We start from the raw sequence: 15,414 nt of genomic DNA, 5'->3' as shown, positions 1-15,414 counted from the left end.
AGTGATAAACATCTATCTGTTAATCAATAGTCCAATTCCAGACATCCCTGTTCATCTGGGAGTAATCCTGAACATCAACGATGTTGTGTACATTGGTGGTATTGGCAAAGAGATTATTCTGGAAATACAAGAAGGCGAAGGGAACATACTCTCGTAACAAGTTTTGGTACTCGTCATAGTATTGCTTTCGCTCTGTGTAATCAAAAGCATGTCCACCTTTTTCACCAGCATTGTAAATTGTCCAATCCGAAAGTTGCGAAAAGTTATTCATATGATCTGGATTGAAGTTGATCACACATTCGGAGGGATCCGGGGATCCACCTGAGCCGATGAAACCTAAGTCATAATCACCCTTTCGGACACGATTCAAGTGTGTGGGAAAATCCGCTGTTTCTATAACTGCCTTGATACCGATGCTGGCAAGATTTTGTTGAATAATTACCGCTGCCTGTTCCCTGATAGTATTACCGGTGGGAACACTCATAACCAACACGCGATTGGGATCCCAACCTGACGAAGCTAGCAAAGCTTTTGCCTTCTCTGGATTATAAGGCTCCTCAACATCCTTGTTATAATAAATATTATCAGGGGCTACAGGGCTAAAGGCAACAACACCTTCTCCACGCAACAGTCCATCAACTATCAATTTCCTGTCGATTGCCATATTGATAATCCTGTGGATTTCTGGCGTAAGATACGCTTTTGAGTAGTTGATCGCCATATACTGGTAGCCGAGGGAAGGTACAGAAGTACAAACAAGATTACTTTGTTGTTTTGCCATACTCCAGTCCGAAAGCTGCAAAGAAGCTACATTCCCGGCAAGGGCATCTATCTCGCCATTCATGAGACCGGCAAGAAGATTGCCTGTAGGAACAACCCTGACTACAAATTTATCCCACTGAGGTGTCTTGAGATAATAATTCTTGTTCGCTACGAACTCGACTCGTTCCCCACTAATTTGGCTTTTATATATACAGGAACCGGCACCGATAGGTGACTTCCAATAATCTGCACTCCTTATCTCAGCCACAGGCACCTGACCCAGGATATGCTCAGGCAAGATATAGAAATCCCTGAATTTATTGAACAATAAATAATCAGCATTGGTAGGTTCCTTAAGGTAGAACTCTACGGTGTAATCATCCACTGCTATCACTTTGAGCGTTCCATCCCCTTCCCCAAACCCTACAAAAGGAGCCAGATTATTTTTCCGCAATGCATTTAAAGAGGGAGAAGCATACAAATTGGCCGTAAATACAACATCCTTTGCTGTCAGGGGAACTCCATCAGTCCATTTTGCATTTTTATTCAGATAGAACGTCAGGATGGTGGAGTCAGAATTCATTTCATATCTTTCCGCCAATCTCGGAGTATAGGTGCCATTGGCTTTCAAAAAGAACATTTTCTCAAACATCAAGTCCAAAAGCACATCAGAATAAGCACTCGTTGTATCAAAGGGAATTATGCTATCCCAGCTGGATACCATTGCAAGAGTAATAATTTTCTCTTCTGTTTTTGGATCACTTTGCTTTTCAGCTACGGTTTCCGATGCAACAGTACCATTTGCATTTGTTTCGGCCTTTCCAGAGCAGCCCATCATCATCGAAATTGTCAGACATAAGCAGACAATACCGAAAGCACTTAGAAATGTCCTTGTTACATTTTTTTTATACATGTAACCTCCTTTATTCAATCAATGTTACCTAACAGGTATCATCTATAACCTTATCAAATGCTCATTTTCATATCCAAGGCATCCCGGATACCATCACCCAGAAAGTTGATGCATAAAACGGTAAGAATCAGAAGGATACCAGCAGGCAGCCACATCCACAATTTATTCGCCAATACACTGATGGATTGCGCATAGTACAGAATATTTCCCCAGGAAGCAGTAGGAGGTTGAACCCCAAGGCCCAAGAAACTGAGGGAAGATTCAGTGATAATTGCCTGCGCTGTCCTGAACGTAAAGGCAATAATCACTGGTGCAGATGCATTTGGAAGGATATAGCGGGACAAGATCGTTCCAGTTTTAGTCCCAATTGCAGTTGCTGATTGAACATACTCTTTTTCTCGTATCGAAAGGGTACTGGCATAAATCAATCTGGCAAATTCAGGCCACCCAAGAATTCCGATAACAATGGTTATTGTAGTCAGGGACTGACCTAAAACCGAAGCAAGAACCAGGATCAGGATCATTGAGGGAAATGACATGAAAACATCTGAACAACGCATGACGACAGTCTCTACAGGCCCTCTGAAATATCCTGCGGCCAGCCCCAAGGGGACACCTACCAACAAACTGATTATTGCAGAGCAAATACCTACGGTCAGGGAAACCCGTCCACCATAGACGAGCCTTGAAAACATATCCCTTCCGACATCATCGGTCCCAAGCATGTGCCCTGGCATAGGAGCCGCTCCGAAGGCCATGACATCCAACTGGTATGGATTCAAGTGCATAAGGGAAGGAAGCAGCAAAACCAGAAGTATTTCAATCAAGAGAAAAATCACTGCAAAAACCGCTAGTTTATGATGACTGAATCGCTGGCAGACATCATGAAGGTACGAACCTTTTAATTCTTTATGTTTCATTAATTCTTCCTTAATTATGACGAATCCGGGGATCAAGCCAACAATAAATGAGATCAATCAACAGATTCCCAATTAATACGGCAACAGAAATTATTACAGTTATTCCCATAATCACCGGATAGTCTCGGGAATTGATGGAAAGAACCATCAAGCTTCCCAAACCGGGCCAAGAGAATAATTGTTCAGTCACAACCGCACCGCCGACAAGGAAAGGAATCATGCTCCCGATTCTGGTAATGACTGGCGCCATTGAGTTCCTCAGTGCATGCCTGAACAGAACCCTTTTCTCAGTACAGCCTTTTGATCTTGCCGTGCGGATATAATCGTCCTGCAGAACTTCAAGCACACTTCCCCTAGTCTGTCGAATCAGGCTGCCAACTTGCTGAATAGATAATACAAGGACAGGAAGAATCATATGATGAAGCAAATCAGGAAACGTATGCAGTGAAGAACTGCCATACATTCCACTACTGGGAAATAATTTTATTTTCACTGAAAAAAGATAGACAAGGACAAGTCCTGCAAAGAAATTTGGAGTAGCGGCACCGACAAAGGACAATCCTGATGAAAAATAATCCCACCCCGAATAGGGTTTATAGGCAGACATCAAGCCCAAGGGTATAGCTATCAAAACAGAAAGGAACAAAGACGACAAGGTAATCAATAGGGTTGGCCCTACTCGTTCTGCAATACTTTCCCATACAGAAAGCCCTGTCCTATAGGATTTTCCAAAATTACCCTTGAACAATTCTTTCAGCCAACTAAAATATTGAAGGTATACTGGCTGATCCAATCCAAGACGAGCCTCCATATCGTGCATTACTTCTGCCGTTGCATTCGAATCATTGAAAAGCAATTCAAGAGGAGATCCAGGAGCAAGAGACGAAAGAAAATATACGAGAATCGTAATCCCCAGGAATGTAGGTATTGCAATTACCAACCTTTTAAAAACGTACTTGCCCATGGCTCAGCCCCCTTAAACTATCGCATTACATTACTCTGCTGGCTTCAATTGCTACTCTGAGCTTATGAAGATCCTGTTCAGTAGCCAAAGTACAGTCAGCACCCAGGATAAAGCCTTTCTTGCCAAATCCGGCAATTACTTTCTGTACTTCTTCCTTGATTTGTTCATCTGTTCCATCAACCAGAAGACCACTTCGGTTTTCCAGACCGCCCATTATTGTCTTGTTTGCAAAAAGACTCTTTCCTTCCGACAATGCAAACGGTGCTTCATAGACTCCCCAATTTGCAACATCACAGTATTTTGCATATCCTTCATAACGTTTCATATTCAGCCCATCCTTACAGGAATGGAGGAAACAATACCCACCGGCAGCTTTGATTGCGCTCATAATCTGTTTGTCATAGGGAGCAATCCACTTTGAAAACTCCTCATCCGTGAAGTATCTTCTCTCGGCTCCCAGAGCCGCATAATAGACCGAATCCACTCCCGCTTCGATATAACTTGTAGCCAATTCGCACATGCCATCTGCAATCCTTTGCATCGCATCAAGAACTGGCTGGGGGTTTGATCGGAGACACTCCAGATGAAAGACTCTGCTTTGATCGTAGGAAAATCCTGCTTTTTCCACAGGGTGTATCGCTGATGCGGTTACGCCATGCAAGGTTCCCATAGTAAAGGCCGATTTTTCACAGGCATCAAGAATTCTCTTGGTAAAGTCAATCTGATTGCTCATAAATGAATCTTTCATGGAAAAGGATTGAATTTTTGCATAATCTTCTGGACCCTTGAAAGTTCCCACATAGGGCAAAAGGTTCTCATTCATGATCTTCAAGATATCTGTATCTGTCTCATCAAAAAAGCCCAAATGGCTTTTCACTCCTGCAGACCCTGTTGCAACCTCAGTCGGAAAGTGCAGGGAAAAACCACAGGGAACATAATCTACTGCCTCTTTTTTGATAGCAGCTATAACTCTTTCTCGCTTAGTCATTGTATTCTCCTTAACCATAGCTCTAATATGATTACCAATATGATTTATGATATGACCATATGGTACGCTTCAAAAAATCAGTTGTCAAGAAAAAGTTAATTAAAGAATTAGAACCTCCCATCTGCCTCAATGGGAATTGTATTTATACAGGGATGACTGGCGATAAGAACCAAAGAGGTATTGAAGAAATGATCCATAATTACCATAACGATAAAAGACAGTAACCAACGCCGACTTCACTGCCACTGACAACTGAGAAAACAATCTAGATAGAAAAAGACAAATACGCTACCATCTGCTAAGGAGGCAGATATGGAAAAGATTGTCATAGCCAATGACCATGGAGCGGTGGAGTTATCAAAATCCCTTGCAAACCATCTGGAAGAATTAGGATTTGAGGTAAACCACCTCGGCGTATATACAGAGGAATCGGTCGATTATCCCGATATGGCACAATTGGCTTGTCGAGAATTCAAAAAAGGTGGATATGCATTTGGAATCGTCTGTTGCGGAACAGGCATAGGAATTTCCATCAGTGCAAATAAGATCCAGGGAATCAGGTGTGCCTTACCCCAGAACTCCTTTGCCGCTGAGATGGCAAAAAAGCATAACAATGCTAATTTTCTTGCTTTTGGTGGAAGAATCGAATACAGCGAAGATCCCCTAAAAATTCTCGATGCATTTGTACAGGCAACCTTCGAGGGGGGACGTCACCAACGCAGGGTCGATAAAATAATGGCCTTGGAAGGAACCTGCTAGGATTATTCCCAATCCCTATAACTTCCGATTGCATAATAATCGTATTTTATCAGATCAAACATCAAGCTCACTTGATTGGTATACATATTGTAGGCAAGCGTGAGGGAAAGAAGTCGCTCACGTTTGCCTGAATAGGGAGACCCTAGCGTATAGGGAGTACAGGAAACAAGCAGATGGGTAGGAAGCAAAATACCCGTTTGTTGATAATCAGTGAACATGACCCCTACCCCAAGAAGAGAATTGAGTCCGATTCCGGCAACTTTTTTTCCGGTATTCCTTTCCCCCTGAATGGTTCGTTGGACCAATACCGCAACATTGGTAGATCCGAAAAACTGCGGGACCAATTGGCTATTGGCCTGTATATCAAACTCCAATACATCAGTTATACCAAAGGTAGCTCCCCAGGCAAGTTTTACCATATCGTTGTCTTGGTTATTTTCATAGAAATGAGCATTGGTACCCAGGGTAATACCTAAATCAAAGGTTCCCGCAAACAGTGCGGGAATACAAAAAAGAAAGACAATGAAGGTTGTCAGATATTTTTTCATTCAGGCCTACCTAAAGAAGTATGTATAACGAATCAAATTGAATCCCCAGGTCCTGACCTCTTGATCGGACAGACTGACAGTAGCAAATGGACTCAGAAATTCAAACCAGAAGTCCTTTTGTGTCAATTTAAATGGGCTTGCTGACAAGACAAGCAAATGCTCGTCATTGTTGTTTTCCCATTGATAGCCAATTGCTACCGAAGGATCCCATGCTATAGGATTATGTGCGACAAATCCAAAGGGGTGGGAAAGAGTCCTGAAAAGATCCACTGATACAGCGACATTGACATACGGAACCAAAAATTCCTGGTCAAGATTTTTTCCAAAAGCGGTGCTCAATACCAAGGAGGGATTACAGAACTTCCAAAGATACGGTTCATAGGCAAAGGAAAGCTCGACACCTCCATTCGTAGCCTGTGGTGCATCTACAACTGTCTCTGCGTAATAGCCCAATCCATAGCCGAGACTCTGGGCTGAAAGAGGCAAAGCCAAACAAAACAATATTGCCAATACTGATATTTTTTTCATGCTCAGCCTCCGTAGAATCCCATTATATAGTCGGGCCAGTTATACCAGGTATGCCAGGCCTTGACTTCTTTCTTGGTAACAGGTGTTGTCTGGTCATAAATTCCTTGATAATGTTTCTCGAGTTGACTGGCAAAAGAAGGACTATCAATGATCAACGCGATATCATGGGCAAGATTCATGGTCCGATAATTAAAATTCATGGAGCCTACCATGACATACCTGCTATCGACAATCATGAGTTTCTCATGCAAGAATTGCTGAGAAACCTCACTGGAGATTTCATTCCTCAGGTCAACGCCTGAATCCAATAAATACTTAGCCATGTATTGACTTCCGACTCGATTGTTAACTCTTCGGTCAAAAGGAAGAATTATGGAGATGTCCACTCCCCTTGCCTCTGCTTTTTTCAGGACCTCAAGTACCGGTTTATCCACAAACGGAAGATAGGGAAGAATCTTGACAGAGTGACGGGATTCATCCAGCAAAGCCCCATAAGCCCCACTCATTTTTTTCTCTTTGGGATATTGATTGACAAACCAGGCATCAAGATGCTCTTCAGTTTCCCCAAAGGTTTCATCAATCGCGAAATCTTCTCGCTTCATCGTATCCCAGGTCTGGGAATTCCACCAAGGAACAAAAGAATCCAAAAATTCCTTGCAAAACGAAGGAGATGCAAATTCATACATACTATCTCGTTGTCTTTCATCGCCTTCTGCACCCATCGATATGAAATTGAAATTCATCCCACCTATCGCCAAGTCCCGTCCGTCCACAATAAGATATTTACGATGGTCCCTGAACATGAGATCAAGTCCACTGACCACACGAGCTGCGGACATGGGACTGAACTCCAATAAATGAACTCCACTATCACGCAAAAAATCCAAAGGAATCAAATGGAACCGCGATTCTGTCATATCATAGGAGGCAGTTCCATCCATGACAAAATAGATGCGAACGCCTTCCTTTGCCTTTCGTTCAATGGTTGCATAAAAATTGCTCAGTTCTTCTGAACTGGAAGCAAGAAACGAGGAAATGATCACATAATCCTTGGCATTCTCGATCAACTCAGTAGCACGTTCTCTCCAATCCAACCCATTGTAATATACAACGGGTTGGGTTATTGAGACCTTTGGAATATCGTAGGCAGTCATTTTCTGCTCAAAACTCAAAGAAGGATCCGCTGCTGGCCCCGAAAGCATGGTTGTTGTAGTCGTACAACCAAGCAAAACCCAGGTTAAAATAAAACAAACAAGTAAAAAAGGAAAAGAACGTTTCATCACTGCCTCTTGGAAGGGAAAATAAAGGGCTGCGGGAGCAAATCCTTAAAAGCGAATACCAAATGGGATCCCTCTCCCTTTTTCTCGACAAAGGAAGTATCCACAAGATGAATTTCTGTCTCAGGACGAGAGAACTCCGCCAACACCTGAAGACATTGAGCACAAGGAGGAGCCGGAGGCGAATCATCGCTTACCACCACCAAAACGGCAATACCCACAGTTCCTTCGCTGGCAATGGCTTGAAGGATTGCATTGCGTTCAGCGCAAATGGTAGCCCCATAGCTGGAATTCTCGACATTGCAACCACTATAGATTCTATCGGTGGCAGCACTGACAACAGAAGCTCCTACCTTGAAACCTGAATAGGGTGCATAGGAGTGTTTTCTCGTCTCATAGGCTTCCTGGATGGCAATATCCAACAGATGTTGCCGAGGTTGCACACTTATCGAAGGGATAACTCGTACGGCTCCGAAGGCAATGCCCTCATTCTGGGGAGAAGTCATGGAAACAACCAGATTATTGAATTCCTCAATCGTCGAGAAGTCGGCAAAACTATCCAAAGAAGTAATTACAAGATCAGCTCCTGCATCGAACAGTTGGTCAACCGTAAAGGTGTTACCCAAGGCACATACAGTGCAACCTGCACTTTTTCCTGCCTTGACGCCATTGATCGCGTCTTCCATGACGATGCAATCCTCTGCAGCCAAACTAAGGGAAAGCGCTGCCAATTGATAGATATCCGGCATCGGCTTGTTTCTTTTTATCATATCCCCGGTTACTACCAGGTCAAAATCCTTTTCACCAAAGCCAATGCACCCAAGATTGATCTGTACCTTCTCACGAGCGGCACTGGAGGCCACCGCAAGTTTCAGGCCAGCCTTCTTTGCGTTTCGTATAAAACGGACGACACCTTCCATTGGACCTTTTTTTGAGGCAAGTGTGCCATAAAGTGAAATAAGAGTATGTCTGGCTACTTCAAAATCCAGGTCAACATGGTACTGCTCTGCTACACCACAGAGGAATCTTCGATCCCCGGCACCAATGAATGGGGTAAAATCCCCGGCCTTTACCGTAACACCAAGAGAATCAAAATAGGCTATGGCAGCCTGAAGGATGAGCGGTTCCGAATCAATCAGAACACCATCCATATCAAATAAAATTCCGGTAATCATAAAGACTCCTTCTCTTTCAATAGTATAGACTTTAGTATCCAATGACAAGAAAATCGACAAAGAACTTCCAGAAAGAAAAGAATGGACCAAAGACGGTACGGGGATAACAACGAAATAACGGCAACATTTCTGCTGCCGTTATCATGTCCAACCAAGGGCAAGATCAATGCATGATGGTCTTGCCCTTGGCAGGAATTCCCTGTTTGACAAACTGACCATGCCCTTCTATGCCAAGATAGATTTCATCTCCCATGATCAGCCTTCCCCTCAGGTAGGTCATTTTTGGTTTTCCGACAACTTCAAATCCTTCATAAGGGGTATAACCACAAGCTGAATGAGTCGTCCTGCTACTGAGAGTCCAGGCTTCATCTGTATCGAACAATACAAAATCAGCATCGCTTCCAACCCTGATGGAACCTTTCTGGGGGTACAAACCAAAGGCCTTTGCAGGAGCGGTACTGAGCAGATTCACGATCTGTTGCAACCCAATCCTTCCGCTATTGACTGCAAACGTGTACAGCAAGGGAAGCAATTCTTCTGTCCCCGGGATACCCGGGAAAATGGTACGGCAATCGTGACTGGCCAGCTTCTGCTCACGCGTAAAGGAACAATGGTCTGTGGCAACTATCTGGATCTCACCATTGAGGACTGCCTCTTGCAGGGCTTTGTTGTCTTCTTCCGTGCGTAAGGGGGGAGTCATTACATACAGGGGACCATCCGCACCTTCAAGCAAGGAGCGATTGAGAAACAGGTAATGCGGAGTAGTTTCCACGATGATATGAATACCTCTGGCCCGAAGGGACCGGATCATCTCCAAACCGGCTGCACTGGAAAGATGCACGATGTACAAGGGCATGTCCAGCTCCCCGGCGATTTCTCCAACAGTCTGGATAGCCTTTGCCTCGGCTTCGCTCGGCCGAAGATCGGCATGGGCAGAAGGGGTAAAAGGACCTTTGTAATTCTGGTTGATCTTCTCGATCAACTCATCGTCCTCACAATGGACGCAAACCATCATATCCAATTTCTTGCATTCAGCAAAAATTGCCTTGAGCTGTTCCCTTTTTTCCACCAGATAGCCTTCCTTGCGATAGGTGGTGAACATCTTGATGACCTTGATTCCATTTCCCTTGAGTTCCTTCAACTCCGAGGCTATGGTATCCCGATACCCGTACACTCCTTGGTGCAAGGAAAAATCTATTGCCATCAAGGCTTCCATGGAAGCGATGCGCTCCTCACAGCAAAGGGCAAGATGTCCCTTTTTATCGTCATCGGCAAAATCAATTACCGTGGTGACTCCTCCAAAGGCGGCACAGCGACTTCCTTCGGGAAACGAATCGGCAGTGACCGTACCCCGACTGACTAAATGATAGTGCGTATGGGCATCAATAAGACCGGGGAGGATGCAGAGCCCATCTGCATGGACAATGTCGGTTCCCACAGGAACTTCATCTTCCCCAATCTTTGCTGCAATATGCACAATCTTGGAATCTTCCACCAATATATCTGCATGGCGGATCCACTCGGTATCAACAAGCAAGCCATTTTGAATAAGTATTGTACTCATGACCTTAGGATACCTCAGTTTTTTCATGTATGCAAAGCAAAAAAGCAAACCTCTCAGTAATGCAGGTCTGGTTCCTTTACTGCCCTTGCCTCATCCAAACGTCCAACAGGAGTGGTCCAAGGGCAACCGTGAATCCAATCAGGATCGTTTTTCGCTTGTTGGACGATATCGATAAGGGTATCGGCAAAGGCATCCAAGGTCTCGACGCTTTCACTCTCGGTGGGCTCGAACATCAAGGCTTCATGCACCAAGGAAGGGAAATACATCGTAGGAGGATGATAGCCCCTGTCAATAAGCCCCTTGGCCAAATCCTGGGCGCTGATACCATAGGTATCCTTCAACTCCTGGCAACTGACCACGAACTCATGCATGCACGTATTCCCATAAGGAATGGGAAAGGTTCCCTTGAGCTTGTTCAATACATAATTGGCATTCAGCACAGCATGGGCCGAAGCTGCTCGAAGCCCTTCTGTACCCATTCGCAGTATATAGACATAGGCTTTGACCATAACCAGGAAATTACCCCAGAACATACTGACTTTTCCGATGGAATCCAGGGAATCCCAGCCATAACTATAGCCACTTTCGGTAAGGATGATATCCGGTTTTGGCAAGAAAGGCCTGAGCAACTCCTTTACCATCACAGGACCGCTGCCCGGCCCTCCACCTCCATGAGGAGTCGCAAAGGTCTTGTGCAAATTCAGGTGAAGCACATCGAATCCCATATCGCCGGGTCTGGCATTCCCCATGATCGCATTGAGGTTGGCACCATCATAATAGAGCAAGCCCCCTGCTTCATGAACCATGGAGGAAATCGTAAGGATATCTTTTTCGAATAGCCCCAGGGTGTTTGGATTGGTAAGCATGAAGGCAGCGACAGAGTCATCAAGCTTCGATTTCAGGTCTTCCAGATCCACCAATCCCTCACGGTTGCTGGCAACGGTTACAATATCGAAGCCATTGAGTGCGGCACTCGCGGGATTTGTTCCATGGGCACTTACCGGAACCAGGACCTTGGTTCTTTGAATCTCCCCTTTCTTCAAGAAATAGGAACGAATCATTTTCAAACCGGTATATTCACCATGGGCGCCGGCACAGGGCTGAAGAGTTCCCCAGGACATCCCGGTAATCGAGGAAAGGTCCTCGAGCAGGTTATACATGACGGACAGGCAACCTTGCACGGTAGAAGCATCCTGCAAAGGATGAATCATGGTAAATTCGCTCATCTGCGCCAATTGCTCACTGATCTTCGGATTGTATTTCATGGTGCAGGATCCCAAAGGATAACAACCATTGTCAACACCGAAGGTCATGGAGGAGAGATGGGTGAAATGACGTACCACATCAAGTTCGGAAACTTCGGGAAGCCTGGCTTTCTTTTGCCTGAGCAAAGAAGATGGAAGCTCAGGAAGAGCTTCTTCAAATCCCCTGGGAAGGTCCAAGGCAGGAAAACAATAGGCCTTGCGCCCAGGTTTTGAAAGTTCTATCAACAATGGTTCACTCATTTCATGACCCTCCTGGCCGCAGCGAGATACAACTCAAGCTCTTCACGGCTTCGCTTCTCCGTTACGGCAATCAACAAGACCAATTCGTCCTTCACTTGCTTGGTCAAGACCACAAGCCTCACTCCCGCAAAAATGCCTTCGTTACGAAGTTCCTGGATAAACTTCCTCATTTTCTTGGAGTCAGAGAACACCAAGGGAAATTCACACCAGAAAGGAGACTCCCAAGGAATCGTTATTCCCGGTAATTGGACAAGATGATAGGCCAGATAATGAGCTTTTACATAGCTCTGGCTTGCCGCTTCCTCCATTCCTGCCCAACCCAAGGAAGAAAGATGCACGGTAGTCATCAAGGCCGACAAGGCCTGGTTGGAACAAATATTGCTCGTTGCATGTTCCCTCTTAATATGTTGCTCCCGGGCTTGCAAGGTCAGGGTATACCCTTTTCGGCCCTGGCCATCGACGGTCGCCCCTACAATCCTTCCGGGAATCTTTCTCATCAGGGCCTTGGTAACGGCCATATAACCGCAGGAAGGGCCACCAAAGGCAAGAGGAAGGCCCAGGGACTGGGTATCACCTACCGCAATGTCAGCTCCCCATTCGGCAGGACTCTTTTGTATGCCCAACGAAAGCAAGTCGCTGCTCATCACAAACAGGGAATTCTTCTGATGAACCAAATCCGCTACCCCAGAATAATCTTCCAAAAAGCCATATCGATTTGGGCTTTGCACGATAAGGGCCCCGGCTTCTTCACCTAAAGATTCCTCAAGATTACTGAAATCACAAAGACCATTCTTTTCAGAAAGTTGTTTGATCACCCGTCCTGTTCCCTTTGCCCAGGTATCGAGAACCATAAGGGAAAAAGGATGTATGGTAGGTGAAACCAAAATGGTTGTAGCACGGCGTTTGTTGGACAAGGAAGTCGAGGCTGCCTCGACAAGGGCATTTGCCCCGTCATACATTGAGGCATTGGAAACATCAAGTCCGGTAATTTCACATATCAGACTCTGGAATTCATATGTAGCCTCAAGAATCCCCTGACTCATTTCTGCTTGATACGGGGTATAGGCAGTAACAAACGAAGGTAAGCTGGTAATAGCCTGAACCGTTGCGGGAATAAGGTGGTCATAACAACCAGCTCCCAAGAAAGAGATGCCTTTCTTGTTTCGCTGGGCTATGGAGGTTATCATTCTGGTAACCTCATCTTCACTTCTCCCCTGACTGATAGGTACAGGTTCACTGAGTAACAATTCTTCGGAAAGATCCTGATAAAGGTCTTCCATTGAATCCACCCCAATAGAAGCGAGCATGTTTTTTCGATCCTCGTCGGTATGGGGAATATATGGATAAATCATTCCGGCCTCCTTATGGCAGGGCAAAACAAAGCCGCCCAGATCAGGCGGCAAACACAGTGTATTTTACAGGGATTTGATGTATGAAGCGTAATCCTTGCTATCCATCAGAGCATCATACTCGGTTTTATCAAAGGAACCGAGAGCAAAGAGGTAATGCTCATAACAATCTTCATTGACCAATTCAGGAGAAGCATCAAGCACTTCATTGATGGCCACCACATCTCCACCTATAGGGTTTATGATGGCTGAGGCCGCCTTGACACTCTCTACATTGGATATTTCTTCACCTTGGTCAAAATGTTCGTCAAGGGAAGGCAACTCTACGTACACAATCTCACCCAAGGCCTCTTGAGCATGGTCGGTAATACCCACAAAGGCTTTGTCGCCTTCAACACGAACCCATTCATGATCTTTACTATAGCGTAGATCTTGAGGAATCTTACTCATCAAACAGCCTCCAAATATCGTTTGCGTCATTGAACACAGAACAGCAATATCTTAATTTTATTCAGTCTCAAGCGGGAAAAATTCCTGCAAGAAGGATAAATCCAATTGCGGGTACAAAGGAAAGGCCTCAAGCAGGGCCAAGACCCTTTCTCCAGCCTCTTTTTTCACGGAAGCATCGGTTACGGTTTTTGCCTTGCTCAGTTGCCCGGCTTTTTCGCCTTTGCCAATTCGTGCCGGTCTGGTGTTTTTCAGAACCAAGGCAATGATGGAGGCAATTTCCTTCATCTGGGGCTCACCCATGTTCAAGGTGGTAACTGCAGGGGTTCCGATTCTCAGGCCGCTGGTATACCAAGGACCATTTGGATCAAAGGGCAAGGCATTTCTGTTTAGGGTTACGCCACAATCGCGCAAAGCCGACTCAGCTTGCCTGCCATTGAGACCGAACTTGGTCACATCGAGAAGCATCAAATGGTTGTCCGAGCCTCCGGTTGCCACAGGTATTCCTTCTTCCACACAAGCTTCAGCCAAAATCTTGGAATTATCGACAATCTTTTGGGCATACACCTTGAAGGAGTCATCCAGGGCCTCAATCAGGGCAACAGCTTTTGCTGCCATTACGTGGGGAAGAGGTCCACCGATTACCAACGGGCAGCCTTTGTCAACGCTCTCGGCGTATTCACTCTTGCACAGGATCATGCCGCCACGAGGGCCTCGAAGAGTCTTATGGGTAGTAGTCGTAACGACATCTGCCCAAGCTACCGGTTCAAACTCCCCGGTAAAGACCTTTCCGGCAACCAGTCCGGCAAAATGTGCCATATCAACCATGAAGACAGCTCCCACTTTATGGGCGATTTCTGCCATTCTCTTGAAATTTACTTTTCGTGGATAGGCGCTGTAACCAGCCAGGAGAATCAAGGGTTTAACTTCCTCTGCCTGTTTCTCGATGGCATCATAATCGAGAAGTCCTGTCTCTTTGTCCACTGAATAACTATAGGCATCAAACATCTGGGCCGAGACATTCTGGCGATATCCGTGGGTAAGATGTCCCCCACTGTAATAATCAAGACCGAGAATTCTTTGGTTGCCTAGTTTGGCACGCACGCTATCCCACTGGACGCGGCTCAATTCACTGGGATTGGTAATTCCGATCTCCTCAAGGGCAGGAATCTGTATTTTGGTATTGAGAATAGCCCAATAGGCACAAAGGTTTGCATCAGCACCACTGTGTGGTTGCACATAGGCATGGTCAGCTCCAAACAGTTCACAAGCCTTTTCACAGGCAAGAGCTTCAATGGAATCAACATTATCGCAACCGGCATAAAACCTATGGTAAGGATAGCCTTCGCTGTATTTATCGGTCAGGAGATTCCCCATTGCCAACTGGGTATTCAATGAAGAAAAGTTTTCGCTGGCGATCAACTTCAGATGGGTTCTCTGGTCAGCCAATTCATGAACGATACGGGCTGCAACCTGAGGGGCTACCTGTGATACTTCCTGGAGGGAAGCTACATATGCTACCATCCCGGCATCAATCTTTTTGGTTTGTTCCAAATACGATTCCAATGCAGATTTCTTGGCCATTATTCACCTCTTGCTAAATATCTCAATATGGTTATCTTGCCTTTCTGGAGCCCCTCTGTCAACGCCAATAACGAGTTGGCAGACAATTATTGGGTAATTAATGCAACTTTATTGTTGCATTTTCTTCCTGT

Annotated in this window: 14 protein-coding genes; 1 reads left to right on the top strand and 13 read right to left on the bottom strand. The window is 45.3% G+C overall.

Features of this window, described 5'->3' with window-relative positions; all coding sequences use genetic code 11:
• Window positions 1-19: 19 nt before the first annotated feature.
• Genes ACHZBG_RS02135 through ACHZBG_RS02120 form a run of 4 tightly spaced genes read right to left on the bottom strand, consistent with a single transcriptional unit; the run spans window position 20 to window position 4,547 of the window.
• Entirely contained in the window at window positions 20-1,675 is a 1,656-nt protein-coding gene (locus tag ACHZBG_RS02135) for a peptide ABC transporter substrate-binding protein (RefSeq protein WP_320127791.1), read from the bottom strand.
• 53 nt (window positions 1,676-1,728) lie between these two features.
• Window positions 1,729-2,595, bottom strand: a complete 867-nt coding sequence (locus ACHZBG_RS02130) for an ABC transporter permease (protein WP_320127790.1) — start codon at window positions 2,593-2,595, stop codon at window positions 1,729-1,731.
• A 10-nt stretch (window positions 2,596-2,605) separates the two neighbouring features.
• Entirely contained in the window at window positions 2,606-3,559 is a 954-nt protein-coding gene (locus ACHZBG_RS02125) for an ABC transporter permease (protein WP_320127789.1), read from the bottom strand.
• Between the two features lie 25 nt (window positions 3,560-3,584).
• Window positions 3,585-4,547: a uroporphyrinogen decarboxylase family protein gene (locus ACHZBG_RS02120; protein WP_320127788.1), complete on the bottom strand. Its 963-nt coding sequence runs from the start codon at window positions 4,545-4,547 to the stop codon at window positions 3,585-3,587.
• A 312-nt stretch (window positions 4,548-4,859) separates the two neighbouring features.
• Between ACHZBG_RS02120 and rpiB the strand changes: the two genes are divergently transcribed.
• Window positions 4,860-5,306, top strand: a complete 447-nt coding sequence (gene rpiB, locus ACHZBG_RS02115; protein WP_320127787.1) for a ribose 5-phosphate isomerase B — start codon at window positions 4,860-4,862, stop codon at window positions 5,304-5,306.
• 2 nt (window positions 5,307-5,308) lie between these two features.
• On the opposite strand, the gene ACHZBG_RS02110 is transcribed toward rpiB, so the two are convergent.
• The 9 genes from ACHZBG_RS02110 to ACHZBG_RS02070 all read right to left on the bottom strand — a co-directional run bounded on the left by ACHZBG_RS02110 (window position 5,309) and on the right by ACHZBG_RS02070 (window position 15,283).
• Window positions 5,309-5,854, bottom strand: coding sequence for a hypothetical protein (locus ACHZBG_RS02110; RefSeq protein WP_320127786.1), 546 nt, complete (start codon window positions 5,852-5,854; stop codon window positions 5,309-5,311).
• A 6-nt stretch (window positions 5,855-5,860) separates the two neighbouring features.
• Complete coding sequence (locus ACHZBG_RS02105) at window positions 5,861-6,382, bottom strand: hypothetical protein (RefSeq protein WP_320127785.1); 522 nt, start codon at window positions 6,380-6,382, stop codon at window positions 5,861-5,863.
• Window positions 6,383-6,384: 2 nt separating this feature from the next.
• On the bottom strand, window positions 6,385-7,662 hold the full coding sequence (locus ACHZBG_RS02100; RefSeq protein WP_320127784.1) for a phosphatidylserine/phosphatidylglycerophosphate/cardiolipin synthase family protein: 1,278 nt from the start codon (window positions 7,660-7,662) through the stop codon (window positions 6,385-6,387).
• Window positions 7,662-8,834, bottom strand: coding sequence for a cytidine deaminase (cdd, locus tag ACHZBG_RS02095; RefSeq protein WP_320127783.1), 1,173 nt, complete (start codon window positions 8,832-8,834; stop codon window positions 7,662-7,664). Before cdd ends, ACHZBG_RS02100 begins: the two co-directional genes overlap by 1 nt.
• A 163-nt stretch (window positions 8,835-8,997) precedes the next feature.
• Window positions 8,998-10,398: a dihydropyrimidinase gene (gene hydA, locus ACHZBG_RS02090; protein WP_320127782.1), complete on the bottom strand. Its 1,401-nt coding sequence runs from the start codon at window positions 10,396-10,398 to the stop codon at window positions 8,998-9,000.
• 53 nt (window positions 10,399-10,451) lie between these two features.
• Window positions 10,452-11,903, bottom strand: coding sequence for an aminomethyl-transferring glycine dehydrogenase subunit GcvPB (gcvPB, locus tag ACHZBG_RS02085; RefSeq protein WP_320127781.1), 1,452 nt, complete (start codon window positions 11,901-11,903; stop codon window positions 10,452-10,454).
• The gene (gcvPA, locus tag ACHZBG_RS02080; RefSeq protein ID WP_320127780.1) at window positions 11,900-13,255 is read right to left on the bottom strand and encodes an aminomethyl-transferring glycine dehydrogenase subunit GcvPA; all 1,356 of its coding nucleotides are present in this window, start codon (window positions 13,253-13,255) and stop codon (window positions 11,900-11,902) included. The genes gcvPB and gcvPA overlap by 4 nt, the downstream gene beginning before the upstream one ends.
• A gap of 63 nt (window positions 13,256-13,318) precedes the next feature.
• On the bottom strand, window positions 13,319-13,702 hold the full coding sequence (gcvH, locus tag ACHZBG_RS02075) for a glycine cleavage system protein GcvH (protein ID WP_320127779.1): 384 nt from the start codon (window positions 13,700-13,702) through the stop codon (window positions 13,319-13,321).
• A gap of 57 nt (window positions 13,703-13,759) precedes the next feature.
• Window positions 13,760-15,283, bottom strand: a complete 1,524-nt coding sequence (locus ACHZBG_RS02070; protein ID WP_320127778.1) for a glycine hydroxymethyltransferase — start codon at window positions 15,281-15,283, stop codon at window positions 13,760-13,762.
• Between the last annotated feature and the right edge of the window lie 131 nt (window positions 15,284-15,414).

It is taken from the genome of uncultured Sphaerochaeta sp., assembly GCF_963676625.2.
GTDB lineage: Bacteria > Spirochaetota > Spirochaetia > Sphaerochaetales > Sphaerochaetaceae > Sphaerochaeta.
Note: the sequence above shows the minus strand (reverse complement) of the source record. Positions and strands in the feature narration are given on the sequence as shown.

Excerpts from the sequence above, each read along its gene's own strand:
- gcvPB (WP_320127781.1), bottom strand. The coding sequence starts at position 11,903 with ATGAGTGAACCATTGTTGATAGAACTTTCAAAACCTGGGCGCAAGGCC.
- ACHZBG_RS02125 (WP_320127789.1), bottom strand. The coding sequence starts at position 3,559 with ATGGGCAAGTACGTTTTTAAAAGGTTGGTAATTGCAATACCTACATTC.
- gcvH (WP_320127779.1), bottom strand. The coding sequence starts at position 13,702 with ATGAGTAAGATTCCTCAAGATCTACGCTATAGTAAAGATCATGAATGG.
- ACHZBG_RS02135 (WP_320127791.1), bottom strand. The coding sequence starts at position 1,675 with ATGTATAAAAAAAATGTAACAAGGACATTTCTAAGTGCTTTCGGTATT.
- ACHZBG_RS02070 (WP_320127778.1), bottom strand. The coding sequence starts at position 15,283 with ATGGCCAAGAAATCTGCATTGGAATCGTATTTGGAACAAACCAAAAAG.
- rpiB (WP_320127787.1), top strand. The coding sequence starts at position 4,860 with ATGGAAAAGATTGTCATAGCCAATGACCATGGAGCGGTGGAGTTATCA.
- ACHZBG_RS02120 (WP_320127788.1), bottom strand. The coding sequence starts at position 4,547 with ATGACTAAGCGAGAAAGAGTTATAGCTGCTATCAAAAAAGAGGCAGTA.
- ACHZBG_RS02130 (WP_320127790.1), bottom strand. The coding sequence starts at position 2,595 with ATGAAACATAAAGAATTAAAAGGTTCGTACCTTCATGATGTCTGCCAG.
- cdd (WP_320127783.1), bottom strand. The coding sequence starts at position 8,834 with ATGATTACCGGAATTTTATTTGATATGGATGGTGTTCTGATTGATTCG.
- gcvPA (WP_320127780.1), bottom strand. The coding sequence starts at position 13,255 with ATGATTTATCCATATATTCCCCATACCGACGAGGATCGAAAAAACATG.
- ACHZBG_RS02105 (WP_320127785.1), bottom strand. The coding sequence starts at position 6,382 with ATGAAAAAAATATCAGTATTGGCAATATTGTTTTGTTTGGCTTTGCCT.
- ACHZBG_RS02110 (WP_320127786.1), bottom strand. The coding sequence starts at position 5,854 with ATGAAAAAATATCTGACAACCTTCATTGTCTTTCTTTTTTGTATTCCC.
- ACHZBG_RS02100 (WP_320127784.1), bottom strand. The coding sequence starts at position 7,662 with ATGAAACGTTCTTTTCCTTTTTTACTTGTTTGTTTTATTTTAACCTGG.
- hydA (WP_320127782.1), bottom strand. The coding sequence starts at position 10,398 with ATGAGTACAATACTTATTCAAAATGGCTTGCTTGTTGATACCGAGTGG.